The organism is Dyadobacter sp. CY312, assembly GCF_021390535.1.
Lineage (GTDB): Bacteria > Bacteroidota > Bacteroidia > Cytophagales > Spirosomataceae > Dyadobacter.
In genome coordinates this window covers 128858-146334 of record NZ_JAJUXG010000008.1, presented here as the reverse complement: position 1 = coordinate 146334, position 17477 = coordinate 128858, and the positions used below count along the sequence as shown (strand labels likewise).

Sequence of the window (17477 nt, the reverse complement as noted above, 5' to 3'; positions counted from 1 at the left end):
AAACATGAAGATAAAAAGCAAAAAGACAGTAATTCCGTCCTTTTGCTTTTCCTTATTTCAATATAGATAAACTTTAACTATTTCGGGTTCTTTACCGGCGCACTTCCCTCTGCCGGAGCATTGTAAGTAATTTCATTATCAGGCACATCCCAATAATCCAGGAAGTTGTATTTAATGGTGGCATTGGTATTTACTACACCTTCTTTACTAAGAGCAACGGCACCGGTACGACCTGTTTCAATCACTCCCCAACGACGCGCATCATAGAAAGATAAGGCGCGGAATAATAAGCCAATACGTCGCTCTCTGCGCAATTCTTCCTTGGCAGCTGCAAGAGAAAGCCCTTTACCTGCAACAGCCTCAATACCAGCCCCCTGAGCGGCACGAACCGCGTCAACCAAAGCAAGTCCGCCTTCGATATCACCGGTGTATATCAATGCTTCTGCTTTCATCAGCGCATTTTCTTCATAAGAACTTGCCAGATACAGTTCATAACCTCCCGGATTCTGATTGGCAAACTGGATGACTTTGGAATCTCCGGGATTGGTTCCTCTGTCTATTAACTCCCAGCGTGTAAAGAAAGAATTGCCACGGGCCAGTTCTCCAATGTAAGGATCCTTTCTTTGTTTAAAATTATTGGTAAAGCGAAGGTCGCCTGTTTTGAAATCCTGAATAAGTCGCTCTGTAATTTTGTAAGTAGATGTACCCGCTGTTTTAGCAGAAACGCTACCTGTGGTAGGTGCAAGAAAATCACCATCAGTATTGGTACGTCCCGTAAATACATAATCATTTGGTAAAATACCGTTCGTTGTCAGCGTCGCAATTTCAGCCCATTTGGCTGCCGGCATTTCACTCGCTTTTGTATTTACCAGGATGTTTCTCGCTTTCAGGGTATTGATATTTCTCTGCCACATGGCGGGAGTAAGCACGCCCCCTTTGCCTACACGGTTGAAAGACGGGATCAGTCCCTGAAGCGTGGCTGTGTAGTCAGCACCTTCAGTAATTGTTGCCAAAATTTTAGAAGCTTCGTCCAGATTACGGTTCGCTTCGGTGATCATGGCTTCCTTGGTCACATATTTATTGCTGGTTCCGTTCAGGTTTTCACCATTGGCTGCATCCACAATCAGTCCGGCGTAATAGATCGACCCAATGCGTGAATAAGCATAACCTTTCCACCAGTGCGCCCACGCTTTCAAAATTCCCTTTTTCACCTCTGCATTTCCGCTAAAAGACACTGCATCTACATTGGCAAGAATGGTATTGCAGGCGTTGTTGAGATTATACATATATCCCCATTCGTAAAATGTAGAATTCTGATAACCTGTCGAATTCACATTGGCGGTGATACGGATAAAATCCAACTGTTTGTTGGGAGAATTCGGATTGAGCAGTACGGTTCCGTCATCAAGAGTAATCTGATCGGGACAACCAATCTGGTTGATAAAAATATTGGCAATATCCGTTCCGATTACATCACCCATCAGTTCATGATTTCCTATCGCACCCGACCAGAAATAACCAGGAACACCATCATAAAACTTGATATTCTTAAAACCGGAAACATAAATTCCCAATCCGAAAGAAATGATACCAGATTCTGTCTTCATCGCAGCCGAAGAAGGCTGATTCGGATTTTCTACATCCAGAGATTCTTTACAGGAAAAGCTGAGCCCTGTCAGAATTAAAACCGAAAGAAATATTTTTAGCTTATTCATAATGATCAGTTTGATAAGGATTTAAACTAAAACCCGAAATTTAAAGTAGCCTGATACGATCTAAAGTTAGGCATCGTGCTGTGATCCGTTCCTCTGTCCCAGGCCGAATTGGAAGTACCTGAACTGATCTCAGGATCGAAACCAGTGTATTTCGTGAATGTGATCAGGTTACGACCTGAAAGTACCAGCTGAAGTCTTTTGAAAGCAGGGATCTTCATCACTTTGGCCAGATCGATACCCAAAGCAATATTTCTCAAACGGAAGAATGTGGCATCCTCGTAGAAATAATCCTTGGTTCCGTTGGCAGTTCGCTGCGCATACACGCCACGGTAAAAGGCCGTCCAGGCGCCCGTTTCTCCTTCAATCGTGAAAGGCTCCGCATAGTCGGCGTGGATACCGTCGCGATACATCCATTCCTTGGTTTGGTTGTACAAGTGATTTTTATAAACCCAATCCCACTGCATCGACAAAGTCAGGAAGTTTTTATAGGTAAAATCGTTCATGAACGACATATTGAACTTAGGATTCGGATCTCCGAAGCTGTATTTCCCTGCAGTGAAATAAGGCTGCTTGGTTGCTTTGTTTACCACATAACCATTGCTTGCCACGGTGTAATTGGCCTGCTCAGCTTCTGAGAGGAACAGATTTCCGTTAGGGTCTCTGTCGGTAAGGCTGTGCAATGATTTGAAGCCATAAAGCTGACCGATTTTATCACCTGCTTTTAACACGTAGTTGGTGCTGCCGGCACTGGATAAAATAACCACCTCCTGGTTGCCACGTATGGAAAGGATCTCAGAAGTTTGTTTACCAAAATTCACAGTGGTATTCCATTTAAAATTGCTGCCATTATAAACGGTGGTTCCCAGAGAAAGCTGAATACCATGTGAACCAAGCGAGAACGCATTATCAATCAATGTTCCCAGACCAATAGACGGTGCAACATCCACAGGATAAATGGCGTCATCCGTTTTTCTATCCCAATAAGTAGCGGAAACAGCAACATCGTTCAACCAAGGTGTGCTTTTGAATAGCGTAAACAACAGATCCGTACCAATTTCGAATTCCTTAGATACCTCCACACCCAGATCCGGGTTACTTTGGCGGTAGTCGTAATAGAAAGCAGTGTTTGCTCCCAGTGTCGTTGGCGTGATCGTCACATAGCGGTCAAATGGTTTTGGCTGAATACCTGCCTGCCCGTAAGCCGCCCTGATCTTCATTTCAGGAATGATGCCGCTTATAGGACTTCCCTCCCAGAAATTCAGTGCAGATAAACGTAAGTAAGCATCTCCTCTGGGAAAAGTGAAAGGCTTGGAACCTCTTCCGAATGCCGAAGAATAATCACTGCGGAAACCTCCGGAAATCCCTGCGAATTCACCGTACTCAAAACGCTGATTGACCAGATAACCATAAGTAATAAATGGTTCTTCGTAATCACGGTAAACTCTCCATGAACTAGTATTTGCTGCCGTGTAAGGTTCGTATGCAGATGGCAAACCAAGTGCCGCACTGGTGTATTCTTTAATCACATTTTTACGCCAGTCGAAAGCACCTTGTGTCGTGGACCTGATCGGAAGGCTCCATCCAAAATCTTCCTTAAAATCCAATGACATGGTTGCGTTAGCCAGGAAATTCTGGAAAATTTTGCTGTTGGCGTATTTCGTCAGATCTCCGGTATTGTTCGAGTTATAGTTCGAAATATACCTGGCCGTGCTTTGCGTTAACCAATATTTGATGTTGGCATTGTTAGCCTGGTTGCCATATTCAAGCTCTCTGTCCTGGGTTTGGTAATTAAGCCCGTATTTGGCATCAATTTCGACAAACTTTGGAAACTTGTATTTAAGATTAAAACTCTGAATAATGTCGATCTTGTTGTCGTTGTTGTCGGTATATTCCTGCCAGTACAATGGATTAGAAGCATTAATCCCGATCGTTTGATTCAGGTTGTAGGGAACGGTTCCGTCATTGGTTTTTAATGAAAAATCAGCAAACGGATAGGCATTAAGAAGTCCGTACACGATTGTTCTGTCACTGGTTTTCAGGGTGCTTTTGGTATAAGCCAGCTGGGAAGTTGAGCGAAAGGTTAGTCCTTTGGCAAGTTCAGCTCCAAAGTTGGCTGTCAGGTTGCTTCGGTCCCAGTATCCATTGTTGATCACGTTACTTTCCTGATGGCTGTTGGAAGCGGAGATACTGAAATCTGATTTGGCAGACCCTCCCGAGATCGAAACACTGTTATTAATCGTATTGGCAGGTTTGAAAAAGAAATCGAAATGATCGATGTACTTAAAATTCTGATCGTATGCTTTGCTGTTTGTAATCGTAGGGTTTGTGGAGTTATACTGTACATTTTCAGTGTAAACACCATTTGCAAGATCGAATGTGATTGGTCTTCCTGATGACCCGATTACATTGTTACTGGCATCCGTTGCAAAGGCGTGATATTTAGCCTTGCTCAATCCACCTACGTTCAGGTAAGTATTTTGGGCAATACTTGAAGAAAAATCAATTGCTAATTTGCCCGCTTTCCCTTTTTTTGTGAATAATTGAATTACCCCATTTGCACCTTGTGCACCGTAAATAGTACCTGCTGCTGCTCCCTGAATAACCTCAACCCTGTCAATAGAATTTAGATCAATTGTTTGTAAACCAGAAGCCCCAACCTGAATACCGTCGATCAGAATCATGGGCGAGGTTCCCCGGTTAAGCGTGTTGATACCACGAAGAACGATGTTGACATCTGCACCAGGCGTACCGCTGGTACTGGATATCTGCGCGCCGGCAATTTTTCCAACCAATGCCTGATCAATGGATGCCGAAGGAGCCTGTGGTAAATCCTTGGAACCAATTGATTCCACCGAAATAGCGAGTTTTCTTTTATCCGTTGCAACGCCCACCCCAGTTACTACAAGCTCTGTCAGTAGCCGTGAATCCGTTTTTAGTTGCGCATCCAATACTGATTCTGTGCTAACAGGCAGCTCCTTTGTCTGCATACCAATAAATGAAAACACAACAATTCCACCACTGGAAGGAATCGAAAGCGAGTATACGCCGTCGGCATTGGTGGTGGTACCGTTCTGGCTTCCCTTTAAAACTACGTTCACACCTGGTAATGCCGATCCGTCGTCGGTGGCTGTAACCTTACCGGTCAGTTGCCTGTCCTGAGCCCACGCCAGAGACATGGCCGTGCATAGAAAAACGATGCACAATGGTAAAATTTTCTTCATTTGATTTACAGTTAGGTTATGGATAACACAAAGACTATAAATCGAAAGTATACAATCAAAAACACAATACAAAAATTTGCATTTTTGTTATTTATCAAAATTTTAATTTTTAATTATTAATAAAATCAATATTTAATTTTGTTTTTATTGTACTTTTTTAATCCATTTCATTCATTATCCTGAAAATTCTATTATCAGTCCTAATTATGTTTTACAAGTAACCAATTGTCACTTTTTAACAATCCGATATTTTCAGGAAAATATCCTACAAATACATTCTTTTACGACAAAAAAATATTTAAAGACAACGTGAAACAAGAACCACAATGTAAAGATTCTGAGAGCGTTACAAGAGGCATAAATTGAAAATTTGAATTTAAATCAGCTGCAATTAATCGTGAGTAGTTCATTTGATGGGGGCAAAAAATCATGACAGAGCGGACTAAGGTCATCAAAGGCCGAAGAAGCGGGAAGAGATATTCTATAAAACTGGCACTTATCAACCTCATTTATTAGGTTTGTGTCAGCAAACGAGAACAACAATGAAAATCCAAAACGAAACAGAATACGAGAGGGGGTCAGAACGTGCAGATGAAATTTTTGCAGCAAAGAAAGGCAGTGCTGAGCATACTGAATTACAGGAGCTTCTCAAAGCCCTTAAAGATTACGAAGATGACTTTGTGAGGATGTTGAAGGATAATGATTGAGGTTGAATATCTGCGATTGATACTAGATAAAAGGATTCACAATAGTGAGTACCTCATCAATCACCATTCCATCCTGCATATCTTCGGAAAACAGTGTGACACATTTCATTTCCAATGCAGACGCTACAATTATAGAATCGAAGAGCTGAAAATCATATCGCTTTATTAATTCAATGGCATATTTCATTGTAGCGTCACCAATATCCACACAAATACAGTCCATCAACAGGTCAGACCAAATATTTGTAATATCCGACTTTGAGTAGCCAAATTTACGCTTGCAGATGTTACCTACCTCAACAAGAACCTGAGAGTTTATATAGGGAACAGATGAAACCAAACTCTCTGCTTTTTCCCTTTTTCTTCCTTCTTCATCAAATAAATACAGAATAACATTTGAGTCAAGAAAGCAGTTAGCTGAAATCATTGGCTTCATCACGATCAAAAGAGAAATTATTTAGATTCACTCGCGGATACACGGAATACCTTTTTTTTATTACTCCTGCTTTGCTACCCACAGTGTCTGTTTTTTTCTCCTTTTTCTCAACCATAGCGATAAGCATCACTTCTTCACCAACAAAGCTTTCTGGCAGTTGTATCGTTACTGAGGAAGAGTTCGGAATAATTATTTTCGTAAACATGCTGCTAATCAGTTTATTTGATACCACATTATTACTGCGTAAAGTAAAACGAAGTTACGAAACTATAAGAAAAATTCCCATCGCTCTTAAATACCATTTTATCAGCAACAATGTGTTGCACTTACAAAATCTGCAAACTCAACCCTTCAATTTTCTCACATCGAGTCACAAAGCGCTCCGTCAGCGTAGTCCTCACTTCCACCACCATCCGACATTCCATTTCAAATGTTTGTTCGCTCACAGGCAGTTCCATTTCTTTCACGATTCGCATAACATCATTCATTTGAATGTAAGAAAAGCGTATTTCATAACGATCAAAGAGGTGGCTGGTAACAACCGTGGCCTCATCCAGCACACTTTCGGTAGCCGTTTTATAAGCGTTGATAAGTCCGGGAACGCCGAGTAGAGTTCCGCCAAAGTAGCGAACAACGACAACCAGTATATTGGTAATTTCTCTGGAATAAAGTGTGTTCAGAATTGGTCTGCCGGCAGTCCCCGATGGTTCGCCATCATCGCTCATCCGGTATGTCATGCGGTCGAGGCCGAAGCGATAGGCATAACAATGATGCACCGCTTTGGGATGTAATTCCCGCAGACTGGCAAGATGAACCTTGACTTCGTTTTCTGTGCGAACCGGGTATGCGTAGGAGATGAATTTACTTCCTTTATCTTTAAAAAAACCTTCTGCCGGATCAGCAATGGTTTTGTAACTATCGTCAAATAACACGGCCAGGACGTTTTTTATATTGTTTCAAATAAAGGGAATAGATCAGTGCAGCCGCAGCAAAGCCTGCCATACACAAGAATACCAGCGGAAGATTCTGACGTTGATTTGCAAAAAGAGCGGCAGATAAAAATGCGCCAAGCCCAATTCCCGCTTCCAGAGAAATGTACATGGTTGCCAATGCACGTCCACGGTTGTGATCGGCGCTGAGATCGACCGTCCAGGCAGATAGAACCGGCGAAAGTATTCCCATAGCGACACCAAAAAACGCACCTCCCGCTAAAAACATAGTCGCTGTTTCGGCATAGCCCGTCACCAGCATGGATATGATCAACACAGAACAACCGGCGATGGTGACCGGAATTCGTCCGTGTTTATCTGATATTTTACCTGCTGCCAGCCGGATCAGAATGGAAAAAAGTGTAAATACCATGAAATAGATACCACGGTTTTCCAGACCAAGATATCCGCTAAAATCGGGAGCAAGCGTTGCAATAGCTCCAAAACTGAAATAGGCAAGGAAAGTGATAAGTGCAGGATTGAGTACATCAGGTTCAAATATATCCCGCCACCCAAGTTTAAATGCACTCCACGAAAGTGGTTCTTTTTCTTTTAGAGTCTCTTTCATATTGAAAAGAATGAGAATAGATAAAAGTGCAAAGAGTGAAGATGTGTAAAATAGCACGTTCAGTGAAAAAGCGCCGCTGATCATACTGCCCACAGCAGGACCAAACGCTGACCCAACGCCCATACACATACCATGTATACCCATGGCTTCTCCCCGCCTGTCGGCTGGAATAATGTCCGCCACGTACGCCGCTGTTCCGGTTGGTTTAAATCCTGTTGAAAAGCCGTGCACCAATCTTAAAAGTAAAAAGGGCAGCACCGTTACAAATACCGGATATAAAAAGCCGCAAACGAAACAAACAATGGATCCAACGGCCATCACAGGCACCCGTCCGATTCTATCCGTAAGTCGGCCGCTAAATGGTCGGGAAAGCCCGGCAGTAAGTGTGAACAAACCAATGATGTAACCCTTATAATCTTCCCCACCCATGTCCGACAAATAACCGGGGAGCTCGGGAATAAGCATATTGAAACTGGAAGAAAACAGAAACGAACTGAGACCGAGTAGCCAGAATTGTGTGGTGAAGATACCCTTAGAATTGGTGCTTTGCATTGAGCAAAATTAAGGTGTTTCACGCAAAGTAGGAAAGATAAAAAAGGAGAACGCAAAGATTAGTAACGTATTTGAAACAATTCTCTGCGCTCTTTGCATGAAATCTTCAAAACTTTGCGCGGCGGGCGCCCCGTGAAACTTTTTCCTTACTCCTTTACGTGAAACCCTTCTTTTCTCCTAATTTTAAAACATGGTACGTATTTTTTACAAAGAGGGGCGTTTAATCAAACGTGAAAATGACATCAGGGAACTAGGCAAGGTTAAAAACCTGGTCTGGGTTGATCTCCAATCTCCGACAGCGGAAGAAGAAGAATGGGTTGAAAACAAATGTGACATCAGTTTTCAGACTCCTCAGGAAATCGTTGAAATTGAGAGCAGCTCCCGTTTCTTTGAACAGGATAATACCATCAACGCCAACTCCAACTTTCTGAAAGTAGATCAGAACGGATATGAAACGTACCCTGTTTCATTTATACTGAACAAAAATATTCTGTTTACCTACCGGCGGGGAGATTCCAAAACATTTGCCGATGCTGTAAAAAAAATGAAGGTAAGCCCCGATACTTTTCAAACCGGAGTCGACTTCATGCTATTGCTACTCGAAACCAGAATTGAAGCCGATGCAGATTCACTGGAAGCAATTTCGAGGGATATATCGGCTATAAGTAAGGATCTCAGCCACGAACAAAAAGCGAGACAGGAAGTACTGATCCGGATCAGTGGCTTGCAGGAAATTACCATGATGCTGAGGGAAACCAGTATTGACAAACAACGCGTACTTTCGGGCATCTTACGAAGCCAGTATTTTCCTGAGGACAGAAAAGAACATTTGAGAATAATCCTGAAAGACATCAGCTCACTGCTTGAATATACCACCTTCAATTTTGAGAGGCTGGAATACCTCCAAAACACATTTATGGGTCTTATCAACCTGGAACAGAGTCAGGTAATTAAGATTTTTACCGTGGTAACCATCATCTTCATGCCGCCTACACTGATCGCCGGAATTTTTGGTATGAATTACGCTCACATTCCCTCCACCGGAGAGCCATGGGGTTTCTGGGGATCTTTGTTACTGATGGTATTTTCTTCGTTGGTGGTGCTTTGGTTTTTCCGTAGAAAGAGGTGGATTTAATCACATTTCGCTCATAATTATGCCTGTTAAAAATCATATGGTTAAGTTTGGAATTGCAGAGACAATCAACGATTTGCAGGAGATCCTGGCATTACAAAAATTGAATCTGAAAAGTCAGATTTCAGATCAGGCAAAAAAAGACCAGGGATTTTTGACCGTTAATCATTCGTTAGACGAGCTCCTGCTGATGAAGCAGAATACCCCGCAGATTGTAGCACGGTACGAGGGTGAAATAGTTGCTTTTGCGTTGGCCATGCTACCGGGTCTTGGAAAACTCATCTCCGATCTGCAACCTATGTTTGACGTGATAGAAGGAATAACTTTAAACGGTGAGAAGTTGTCCAACCAACGTTACTATGTAATGGGGCAGATTTGCGTTGGAGAAAAGTTTCGCGGACAGGGCATTTTTGACGGATTATATCAAACACATAAGGAGATATACAGCCCAAATTTTGATTTATGTATTACCGAAATATCAACGTCCAACGCCCGATCACAGCGTGCCCATGAGCGCGTGGGATTTCAGACAATCTATAACCACCTCGATCATGTGGACGACTGGAATGTGGTGGCCTGGAATTTCCGGGAGTAAAGCTTTGATCAGAAAGTCCCGCGAATTCGCTTCACAAGATTTTTGATTTTGATAGGAAATGGAATATCAAGTTCAATCAGTGGCCCGTCGTATAACTTTCCTCTTTTAAGATAATATCGCGAAAAAGTCCCTGAGGTAAGTCCCCACTTATTTATAAAAGTATAATAACCATTATTCTTTTTTACCCGCTTTACCGACGTAGACCCAAAGTGATAAACCCGGCTTTTGCTTACACCCTTAAAGAGCCGGATTCCCATTTTCCACAGTTTCATGGAAAAATCAGGGTCGGAATACATACCGGGAGAAAACTCTATGCTATAACCTCCTACTGTATCCCAAACATCTTTATGCACAACATTGGGCGGCCAGGTCGCTCCCTGCCAGTCCTTCATTGGAAGTTTGTCGTATTCGGCCAGCAGTTTATCTTCCTGAAAAGACTGGATATCCTTTCCAAAATCACCTTTTATAGAACAGGCACTTTGCGGATAGGCTTCAATGGATGTGCCTGAGATAAAGAAATGATTGTGTCCAATGGTTTTGATTTCCTCATAAAGATCCTTGTCCCAGTTGGGGCAGACATACATATCGTCGTTGAGATAAAGAATATAATCTGTTACAGCCAATGTTGCCGCCGTGTTGAGTGCGTAACACACACCAACATTGCTTTTACTGAACGAATAATCCACATCTTCCTGCGACTTTACCCAATCCAGTGACCCGTCAATCCCCTCATTCACATGAACGATGAGCTGATGCCGGTAACAGGAATTTTTCCTGATACTTTCAACGCACAACTTCAGATACGGAAGGTTGTTCCACGATGGTATCAATATCGAAAACAGAAAGGCCGTATTTTCACATGACTTAGGTACTGTTACTTTTTCTTGGATCATCTTTCTGGCTATCTCAATTATCGATATTGAACTTACGCTTTTGCCTCGTGTAAAGTTGAGATTAAGCTATCTTAAAAAACATTTTTAAACAAAATACCCATCTGCGCCACTCCGTGCGCTTTTTATAGGCAGTAATTTCTTTTCTATACTTAAAGAAAAGCATCATTCGTGTAAAGTTATTAAGCAGAGAAAAATTCTGGTAGCTTTTAACCAATGAATGGAAAACTTTTTTTGCCTCCTTCAAATCTTCGGGACATTTTTCATACATCATCCGGATCCTCTTTCTGGCGATTTCACTGCGTTCTTCTTTCGATTTTCTGTGTTTGGTTGCTTTGGCAGCTCCTGCCGTAACACCCACCACATTTCCTCCATGCTGGCGGTACAAAACCAGTACCTCATCCACAAATTTCAGCTTGCCCGAAAAGGTAGCTACGAATCCAATCCAATAATCGTGCGTCACCAACAGAGGTAAAGGAAGGCTCTGATGAATCACAGACTTTTTAACCAACATTGCGTGACCGGAAGCTGTGCCGCCAATAACGTAATTAACAGGACTCCAAAAATCAACCAGATTTTTAATATCTGTGAGTTTTATTCCAAGACTTTGCCCTTCGGCATTAATCAGTTCAGAATTACAATAAATCAATGGATAATCTTGACGGGTAGCCATTAGCTTACTGATTTTCTCGGGAAGCCAGATATCGTCCTGATCGCTAAGAGCGATGTATTCGCCTTCACAAAGCAATATCCCTTTTTCAAAGTTTTTGATATATCCCAGGTTTTTTTCTGATTTATGCAGTCTTATACTTTTATAGCTAAGAACGTATTCTTCCAGTATCGCAATTGTACCGTCAGTTGATGCATCATCAACAATCACAATTTCCGTATTAGGATACGTTTGATTTATCAGACTGTCCAGCTGTTCCCTCAAAAATCGCTCGCCGTTGTATGTCGCCATCACAATGGAAACCAGCGGAAAAGGATCGGATAAACCTTGGGATGAAATCATTTATTACTCAGAAATGGTTATCGTTTGGAGAGCTAAACTCCCCTGTTTATCAATGGAAACGCCTGTAAAATCCACTCGCATTAATGGCGGAAATCTTGTTGGTCAAAGTTAATGCATTATGTAAACAACATTTCAATTATGATTCATTTCCATTTGAGATTGTAAAGCAAAGCATGTAGATTTGTTTTCCCTCAAAACTGCCCGAACGAACCGGGTTGACCATCATTTTGCAAAATCAGATCTTTAAGTAAATAATAAAACTAATTATGTCACAAGAACTTACGAAACAGCAGGGATCGTTACCCGAACCTTTGCTGATAGAAGACCCGTTGCGTTTTGTATTGTTTCCTATCAAACATTCGGATATATGGGAAATGTACAAACGACATGAAGCGTCGTTCTGGACCGCCGAGGAAATTGATCTTTCCCAGGACCAGAAAGACTGGGAAAATCTTAATGATGGTGAGCGTCATTTTATCTCTCACGTACTGGCTTTCTTTGCCGCTTCCGATGGTATTGTGAACGAAAACCTGGCAGTTAACTTCCTAAGCGAAGTGCAGTATGCCGAAGCCAAATGTTTTTACGGATTCCAGATCGCTATGGAAAATATCCATTCGGAAACTTATTCGCTGCTGATAGACACCTACATCAAAGATCCTGCCGAAAAAGATCATTTGCTACGCGCGATTGATACTATTCCATGTGTACAGAAAAAAGCAGACTGGGCACTCAAATGGATCAATAGTCCAGTTTTTGCAGAAAGGATTATTGCATTTGCAGCCGTGGAAGGCATCTTCTTCTCAGGATCATTCTGCTCTATTTTCTGGTTGAAAAAACGCGGGTTAATGCCAGGACTTTCCTTCTCAAACGAACTTATATCCCGTGATGAAGGTCTGCACTGCGAATTTGCCTGTTTGTTGTACACTCAGCACATTGTGAATCAACTGCCACAGGAACGTGTGATTGAGATCATGCTGGACGCTGTAAGAATAGAGCAGGAATTTGTTACAGATGCATTGCCCGTTTCTCTAATCGGAATGAATGCTGAATTGATGAATCAATACATCGAATACATTGCCGATTTCTGGTTGGAAAGACTTGGCTGCCCTAAACAGTTCAATTCTGCCAATCCTTTTGACTTTATGGAGTTGATCTCTCTGCCGGGAAAAACAAATTTCTTCGAAAAACGGGTAGGAGAATATCAGAAAGCAGGTGTAATGAGCGGCGTAAAAGACAAAGATTCAGGACACAAAATATCGTTTGATTCTGATTTTTGATCTTTTGCACCGAGGGAAATCCATTTGTAGATAAAGATCCAATTTACGCTATAAGTGTTGTGTCACACTAAGGGTGAATTTTATTTCATAAAAAAACAATATAAGTGACGCCCAAAATGCTTGTCACACTGAGCTTATCGAAGTGCGAGCGACCAATTACAATATACTATAAATCAATAACTTACAAAAAGCGTCAATGGTAGCGGAGTCGAAGTGCTCTTAGAGCGTTTAGGCTCCGCTCAACATAATAGAGCAAACTCATCAATCAATGCGTACCTGCACTAATCCTACCTACTTTATAATTTGTCACCCTGAGCTTGTCGAAGGGCTGTTCGCACAACACAGAATGTAATTCAACTGCTAAAAATAGGAGGTCTGCTATGAACAAATATTATGTTTACATTCTAAAATGTTCTGATAACTCTTATTATACAGGTGTAACTAATAACCTTGAAAAGCGTATTGTTGAACATAATTCTGGGTACAATCCACAAAGTTATACCTTTAAACGCCGGCCAGTTGAACTAGTATATTATGAGATTTTTCAAAACATTAACGATGCCATAGCATTGGAAAAACAGATTAAAGGATGGAGCAGAAAAAAGAAAGAGGCTGTAATTTCAAATGAATGGCATAAACTTCCTGATCTTTCCAGAAATAGATCATCGACTCAATCATCAGATGAAGTAGGTTGAAGATGGATGGGATTTGCAGCTAGAAGCCACAATTAACGGTATTCTTAAAAATTATTGCATAATAAATTACTTGACTGCTCGCACTTCGACCGCGCGGCGGACCGTAGGCTACCATTGACACCATTGTAAAATGCTGATTATTAATTATTTATATTTGATCGCTCGGACTTCGACAAGCTCAGTCTGACAACCATTTTTGCTTATTCAAAGAAACAAAAATGCCATTTTCAACTGCGCGGCGGTCCCCTCAGGATAACATACTGCATTTTAAAAACCTTCCATCCCCCCCACCACCTTCCAAACCAGCTCACTTTCGTAGCCCTTTCCAAGAGCAAACCTCGCCAGTTTTTGTTTCAGTTTAAATTTGTCTGTCTCAGCATTTTCCAGCAATATTTTCTTTTTTGCAAGAAGGTCTTTTAAGGTGGAAAGATAAGCCTCGTCGTTGATTTCCTTCATTCCACTTGTAATACTGTAATCGCTCAGTCCCCGGCGATTGAGCTCCTGTTTTATTTTCATCCGCCCCCAGCTTTTCATCCTGAATTTCCCTCCGGCATACGTTTTGGCAAACCGCTCCTCGCTGAGGTAATTCATTGAGATTAGCTCGGCAATGATCTCGTCCGCCTCTTCTCCCCACACATTCCACTTTTTAAGGCGTTGTTTGACTTCGTCTTGTGTCCTTTCCTGATAAGCGCAGTACGAAGCAGCCTTTTGAAGTATGAGACGATCCATTCTGGCAACTGATTATTAAATATTGACAATATCATGCAAGATTAAGGAAAATTTCAATGATGAATAGCTATTTTTGAGAGAAGATATTATTCCAAATTGAGACCCCACCCAGTTAAAAAATGAGTTTAGAAAGACGTTCATTCCTGAAATTATTACCTGCCTTACCTGGGCTTTCCTATATCTCGTCACCGAAAGAAAACGAACCAGCGGCGAGGATTAGCATGCGTTTCATCGTTGCATCCGACGGCCATTACGGGCAGCCGGGTACGGAATTCACAACCATGCATTCGGATCTGATTGGTTGGATAAACCGTGAAAAAATACAGAAAGGAGTGGATTTTTTATTCCTGAACGGAGACCTGATCCACGACGATCCAACCCTGCTGTACGACCTGAAAACCATGCTGGGAAACTTGCGCGTTCCTTACTTTGTAGGAAGGGGCAACCACGACAGAGTTGGAATTGACGTGTGGGAAAGCACCTGGGGATATAAGCCGAACCACAGTTTTGGCAAAGGAGAATACGCTTTCATTGCAGCGGATACTTCAAACGAAAAGGGAGAATACGTTTGTCCGGATGTGAAATGGCTGCGCGAGGAGATAGAAAAGTACAGCAATAAAAAAAGCATTTTTATTTTCCTGCATATCACTCCTGAAAAATGGACAGACAACGGTATTGATTGCAAAGAAGTGGTTGAACTACTCGAAAACACGCCAAACCTTAAAGCCATATTTAACGGCCACGATCACGATCAGGACGGCAAAAAACAAAAAGGCAAGAAGCCTTACTTCTTCGACGGACATTTTGGGGGAAACTGGGGAACCGCTTACAAAGGGTATCGGGTGGTAGAGATTTACGAAGATAATACCTGGCAAACCTACCAATATAACCCGACGGCTGCGCCGGTTATCAATACTTTTAATGGGAAAGACTAGAGGGAAAACTTATTATTTGTCCCGAAGATTTTCAAGATCCCGTAAATCCTGCGGTCTGCCAATAGCTCTTTTGTTTTCCACAAGCTGTCGCAAACCTATAAAGTTTACGGGCACTCCTTGAATCTCTAATATCAATCGATTATCGTAACATTCATCAAATGACACACCGAGTGTAAAAGTCATGATATCAACCCAGCCATCATACCTGCCGAAAGACAGATAACTGGGGACTTTGATGAAATCTTCAAGATCAAATTCTCCGTCAGTGTAGCCATATCGTTCCATCGCTTTCAAAATTTTGATGGCATTAGAATGGCTAGGTCTTACGAAAATATCTACATCACCAGTTGTACGTAAATAGCCATGCGCAATAACCGCATGGCCACCTAGTACCACATATTCAACGCCCTCTTCGTTTAACAGGCGAATCAGATTTATATATTCTGGTTCCATTGACTAGGGGCGAATTAAGGGGGTTAGCGTTGTAAATTTCCCTTGCATGAAGAATCAATTTTAAGGCCGCATCTAACCTTTCCTGTGGACTTTTGGCCCACCAGTATTCCTTGTCATATGAAGGAATATCTTCGAAAGAAGATGATTTAATAACGCGGTTCATAAAACAAAAATACAATTATTATATTTCTAACGAATCTAACCAGCTAGTTTGATCTATACTACCTTAATCAAGTGATTCTTTTTCCCTTTTGAAATCAATAAAAAACTATCCTGCAACAAATTGAAATCAGAAGTCGCTTGCTCTGCTGATGCTACTTTCTCTTTATTGACACTTACCGCATTCTGCTGAATGGCGCGGCGAGCTTCTCCTTTTGAAGGATAAATCTCCGATTTGGTTACTGTTGAGATCAGGTCCAGAACATTTGTGCATTCATTCCATTCTTCTCTGCTGATCTGTGTCTGCGGTACGCCATCAAAAATGGTATCGAATTCATCCAAAGCAATGCTTTGCAATGTTTCCAATGTCGCTTTTCCAAAGAGAACTTCAGAAGCTTTCAAAACCAGATCATACGCTTTTTGAGAATGGACACGCACCGTGATTTCCTCTGCCAACGCTTTCTGCAAAATTCTCAGATGAGGTGCTTCGGCATGCTGTGCTTCAAGCGCTTCTATTTCTTCCTTTGTCTTGAAAGAATAAACCCGGATATACCGCGGTGTGTCTTCATCGCTTTGCCCCAACCAAAACTGGTAGAATGCGTATGGAGACGTTTTTTCCGGATCAAGCCAGATGTTGCCACCTTCGCTCTTACCAAATTTAGATCCGTCAGACTTCGTCAAAAGCGGTGTTGTTAAAGCATAAGCCTTAAAGTATCCTTCTTCATCACCTTCCTTGCGGCGAATAATTTCAGTTCCGGTCGTGATGTTGCCCCACTGATCCGAACCGCCCATTTGCAGGCGGATATTTTTATTTTTGTATAAATGGTAAAAATCGTATCCCTGTAAAAGCTGGTATGAAAATTCCGTAAAGGAGATACCGGTTTCAAGGCGTTTTTTTACCGAATCTTTGGACATCATATAATTGACACTCAAAAACTTGCCTGCTTCACGAAGGAATTGCAGAAAGCCCATTTCCTTAAACCAGTCATAATTATTGACCATTTCAGCCGAATTTTCGCCGCAATCGAAATCAAGAAACTGTTCCAATTGTTTACGAATTCCTGCCTGGTTAAAAAGCAGAGTTTCTTCATCCAGAAACGAACGTTCGGAAGCTTTGAAAGAAGGATCACCGATCATACCCGTTGCACCACCAATCAACGCAAAAGGCTTATGACCAGCACGTTGAAAATGAACCAGAAGCATGATTGTAGCCAAATTGCCGATGTGGAGTGAAGATGCGGTAGGATCAAAACCTATATAACCTGCCGTCATTTCTTTTTTCAGCTGCTCATCCGTTCCCGGCATCATGTCGTGTAACATGCCCCGCCAGCGCAATTCTTCTATAAAATCAGTCTTCATTGGTATGCTTGATTGTCGTTATTATTTCCAATTCGCAGTCGGTGCCGCAAATC

General features: G+C 41.9%; 17 protein-coding genes. 6 read left to right on the top strand and 11 right to left on the bottom strand.

What is annotated here, in order from left to right:
- Positions 1-77: 77 nt before the first annotated feature.
- Positions 78-1715, bottom strand: a complete 1638-nt coding sequence (locus LZG71_RS12000) for a RagB/SusD family nutrient uptake outer membrane protein (protein ID WP_233820712.1) — start codon at positions 1713-1715, stop codon at positions 78-80.
- 26 nt (positions 1716-1741) lie between these two features.
- Positions 1742-4936, bottom strand: a complete 3195-nt coding sequence (locus tag LZG71_RS11995; protein ID WP_233820711.1) for a SusC/RagA family TonB-linked outer membrane protein — start codon at positions 4934-4936, stop codon at positions 1742-1744.
- Between the two features lie 542 nt (positions 4937-5478).
- Between LZG71_RS11995 and LZG71_RS11990 the strand changes: the two genes are divergently transcribed.
- On the top strand, positions 5479-5643 hold the full coding sequence (locus tag LZG71_RS11990; RefSeq protein ID WP_233820710.1) for a hypothetical protein: 165 nt from the start codon (positions 5479-5481) through the stop codon (positions 5641-5643).
- 22 nt (positions 5644-5665) lie between these two features.
- Here the strand turns inward: LZG71_RS11990 and LZG71_RS11985 are convergent, their stop codons facing one another.
- The 4 genes from LZG71_RS11985 to LZG71_RS11970 form a co-directional block, all read right to left on the bottom strand.
- The gene (locus tag LZG71_RS11985) at positions 5666-6070 is read right to left on the bottom strand and encodes a PIN domain-containing protein (RefSeq protein WP_233820709.1); all 405 of its coding nucleotides are present in this window, start codon (positions 6068-6070) and stop codon (positions 5666-5668) included.
- On the bottom strand, positions 6057-6284 hold the full coding sequence (locus tag LZG71_RS11980) for a hypothetical protein (protein WP_233820708.1): 228 nt from the start codon (positions 6282-6284) through the stop codon (positions 6057-6059). Before LZG71_RS11980 ends, LZG71_RS11985 begins: the two co-directional genes overlap by 14 nt.
- Positions 6285-6405: 121 nt before the next feature.
- Positions 6406-7011 carry a YigZ family protein gene (locus tag LZG71_RS11975; RefSeq protein ID WP_233820706.1) on the bottom strand — a complete coding sequence of 202 codons (606 nt, stop codon included), beginning with the start codon at positions 7009-7011 and terminating at the stop codon, positions 6406-6408.
- The gene (locus LZG71_RS11970) at positions 7001-8188 is read right to left on the bottom strand and encodes an MFS transporter (RefSeq protein WP_233820704.1); all 1188 of its coding nucleotides are present in this window, start codon (positions 8186-8188) and stop codon (positions 7001-7003) included. The genes LZG71_RS11975 and LZG71_RS11970 overlap by 11 nt, the downstream gene beginning before the upstream one ends.
- 190 nt (positions 8189-8378) lie before the next feature.
- On the opposite strand from LZG71_RS11970, the gene corA reads away from it, so the two are divergent.
- Positions 8379-9323, top strand: a complete 945-nt coding sequence (corA, locus tag LZG71_RS11965; protein WP_233820702.1) for a magnesium/cobalt transporter CorA — start codon at positions 8379-8381, stop codon at positions 9321-9323.
- A gap of 37 nt (positions 9324-9360) precedes the next feature.
- Positions 9361-9915, top strand: coding sequence for a GNAT family N-acetyltransferase (locus LZG71_RS11960; RefSeq protein WP_233820700.1), 555 nt, complete (start codon positions 9361-9363; stop codon positions 9913-9915).
- An 8-nt stretch (positions 9916-9923) separates the two neighbouring features.
- Here the strand turns inward: LZG71_RS11960 and LZG71_RS11955 are convergent, their stop codons facing one another.
- Positions 9924-10808: a glycosyltransferase family 2 protein gene (locus LZG71_RS11955; protein WP_233820698.1), complete on the bottom strand. Its 885-nt coding sequence runs from the start codon at positions 10806-10808 to the stop codon at positions 9924-9926.
- A 61-nt stretch (positions 10809-10869) separates the two neighbouring features.
- The gene (locus tag LZG71_RS11950) at positions 10870-11817 is read right to left on the bottom strand and encodes a glycosyltransferase family 2 protein (RefSeq protein WP_233820696.1); all 948 of its coding nucleotides are present in this window, start codon (positions 11815-11817) and stop codon (positions 10870-10872) included.
- Positions 11818-12083: 266 nt separating this feature from the next.
- On the opposite strand from LZG71_RS11950, the gene LZG71_RS11945 reads away from it, so the two are divergent.
- Both LZG71_RS11945 and LZG71_RS11940 read left to right on the top strand, forming a co-directional pair.
- Positions 12084-13094 (top strand): ribonucleoside-diphosphate reductase small subunit, encoded by a 1011-nt coding sequence (locus LZG71_RS11945; protein ID WP_233820694.1) that lies wholly within the window; start codon positions 12084-12086, stop codon positions 13092-13094.
- 380 nt (positions 13095-13474) lie between these two features.
- Positions 13475-13789, top strand: coding sequence for a GIY-YIG nuclease family protein (locus LZG71_RS11940; protein WP_233820693.1), 315 nt, complete (start codon positions 13475-13477; stop codon positions 13787-13789).
- A gap of 267 nt (positions 13790-14056) precedes the next feature.
- Here the strand turns inward: LZG71_RS11940 and LZG71_RS11935 are convergent, their stop codons facing one another.
- Complete coding sequence (locus LZG71_RS11935; protein ID WP_233820692.1) at positions 14057-14518, bottom strand: regulatory protein RecX; 462 nt, start codon at positions 14516-14518, stop codon at positions 14057-14059.
- 119 nt (positions 14519-14637) lie between these two features.
- Between LZG71_RS11935 and LZG71_RS11930 the strand changes: the two genes are divergently transcribed.
- Positions 14638-15453: a metallophosphoesterase gene (locus LZG71_RS11930; protein WP_233820691.1), complete on the top strand. Its 816-nt coding sequence runs from the start codon at positions 14638-14640 to the stop codon at positions 15451-15453.
- Between the two features lie 12 nt (positions 15454-15465).
- On the opposite strand, the gene LZG71_RS11925 is transcribed toward LZG71_RS11930, so the two are convergent.
- Both LZG71_RS11925 and tyrS read right to left on the bottom strand, forming a co-directional pair.
- On the bottom strand, positions 15466-15906 hold the full coding sequence (locus LZG71_RS11925; RefSeq protein WP_233820690.1) for a DUF6036 family nucleotidyltransferase: 441 nt from the start codon (positions 15904-15906) through the stop codon (positions 15466-15468).
- A 216-nt stretch (positions 15907-16122) separates the two neighbouring features.
- Positions 16123-17424 (bottom strand): tyrosine--tRNA ligase, encoded by a 1302-nt coding sequence (tyrS, locus tag LZG71_RS11920; protein ID WP_233820689.1) that lies wholly within the window; start codon positions 17422-17424, stop codon positions 16123-16125.
- Between the last annotated feature and the right edge of the window lie 53 nt (positions 17425-17477).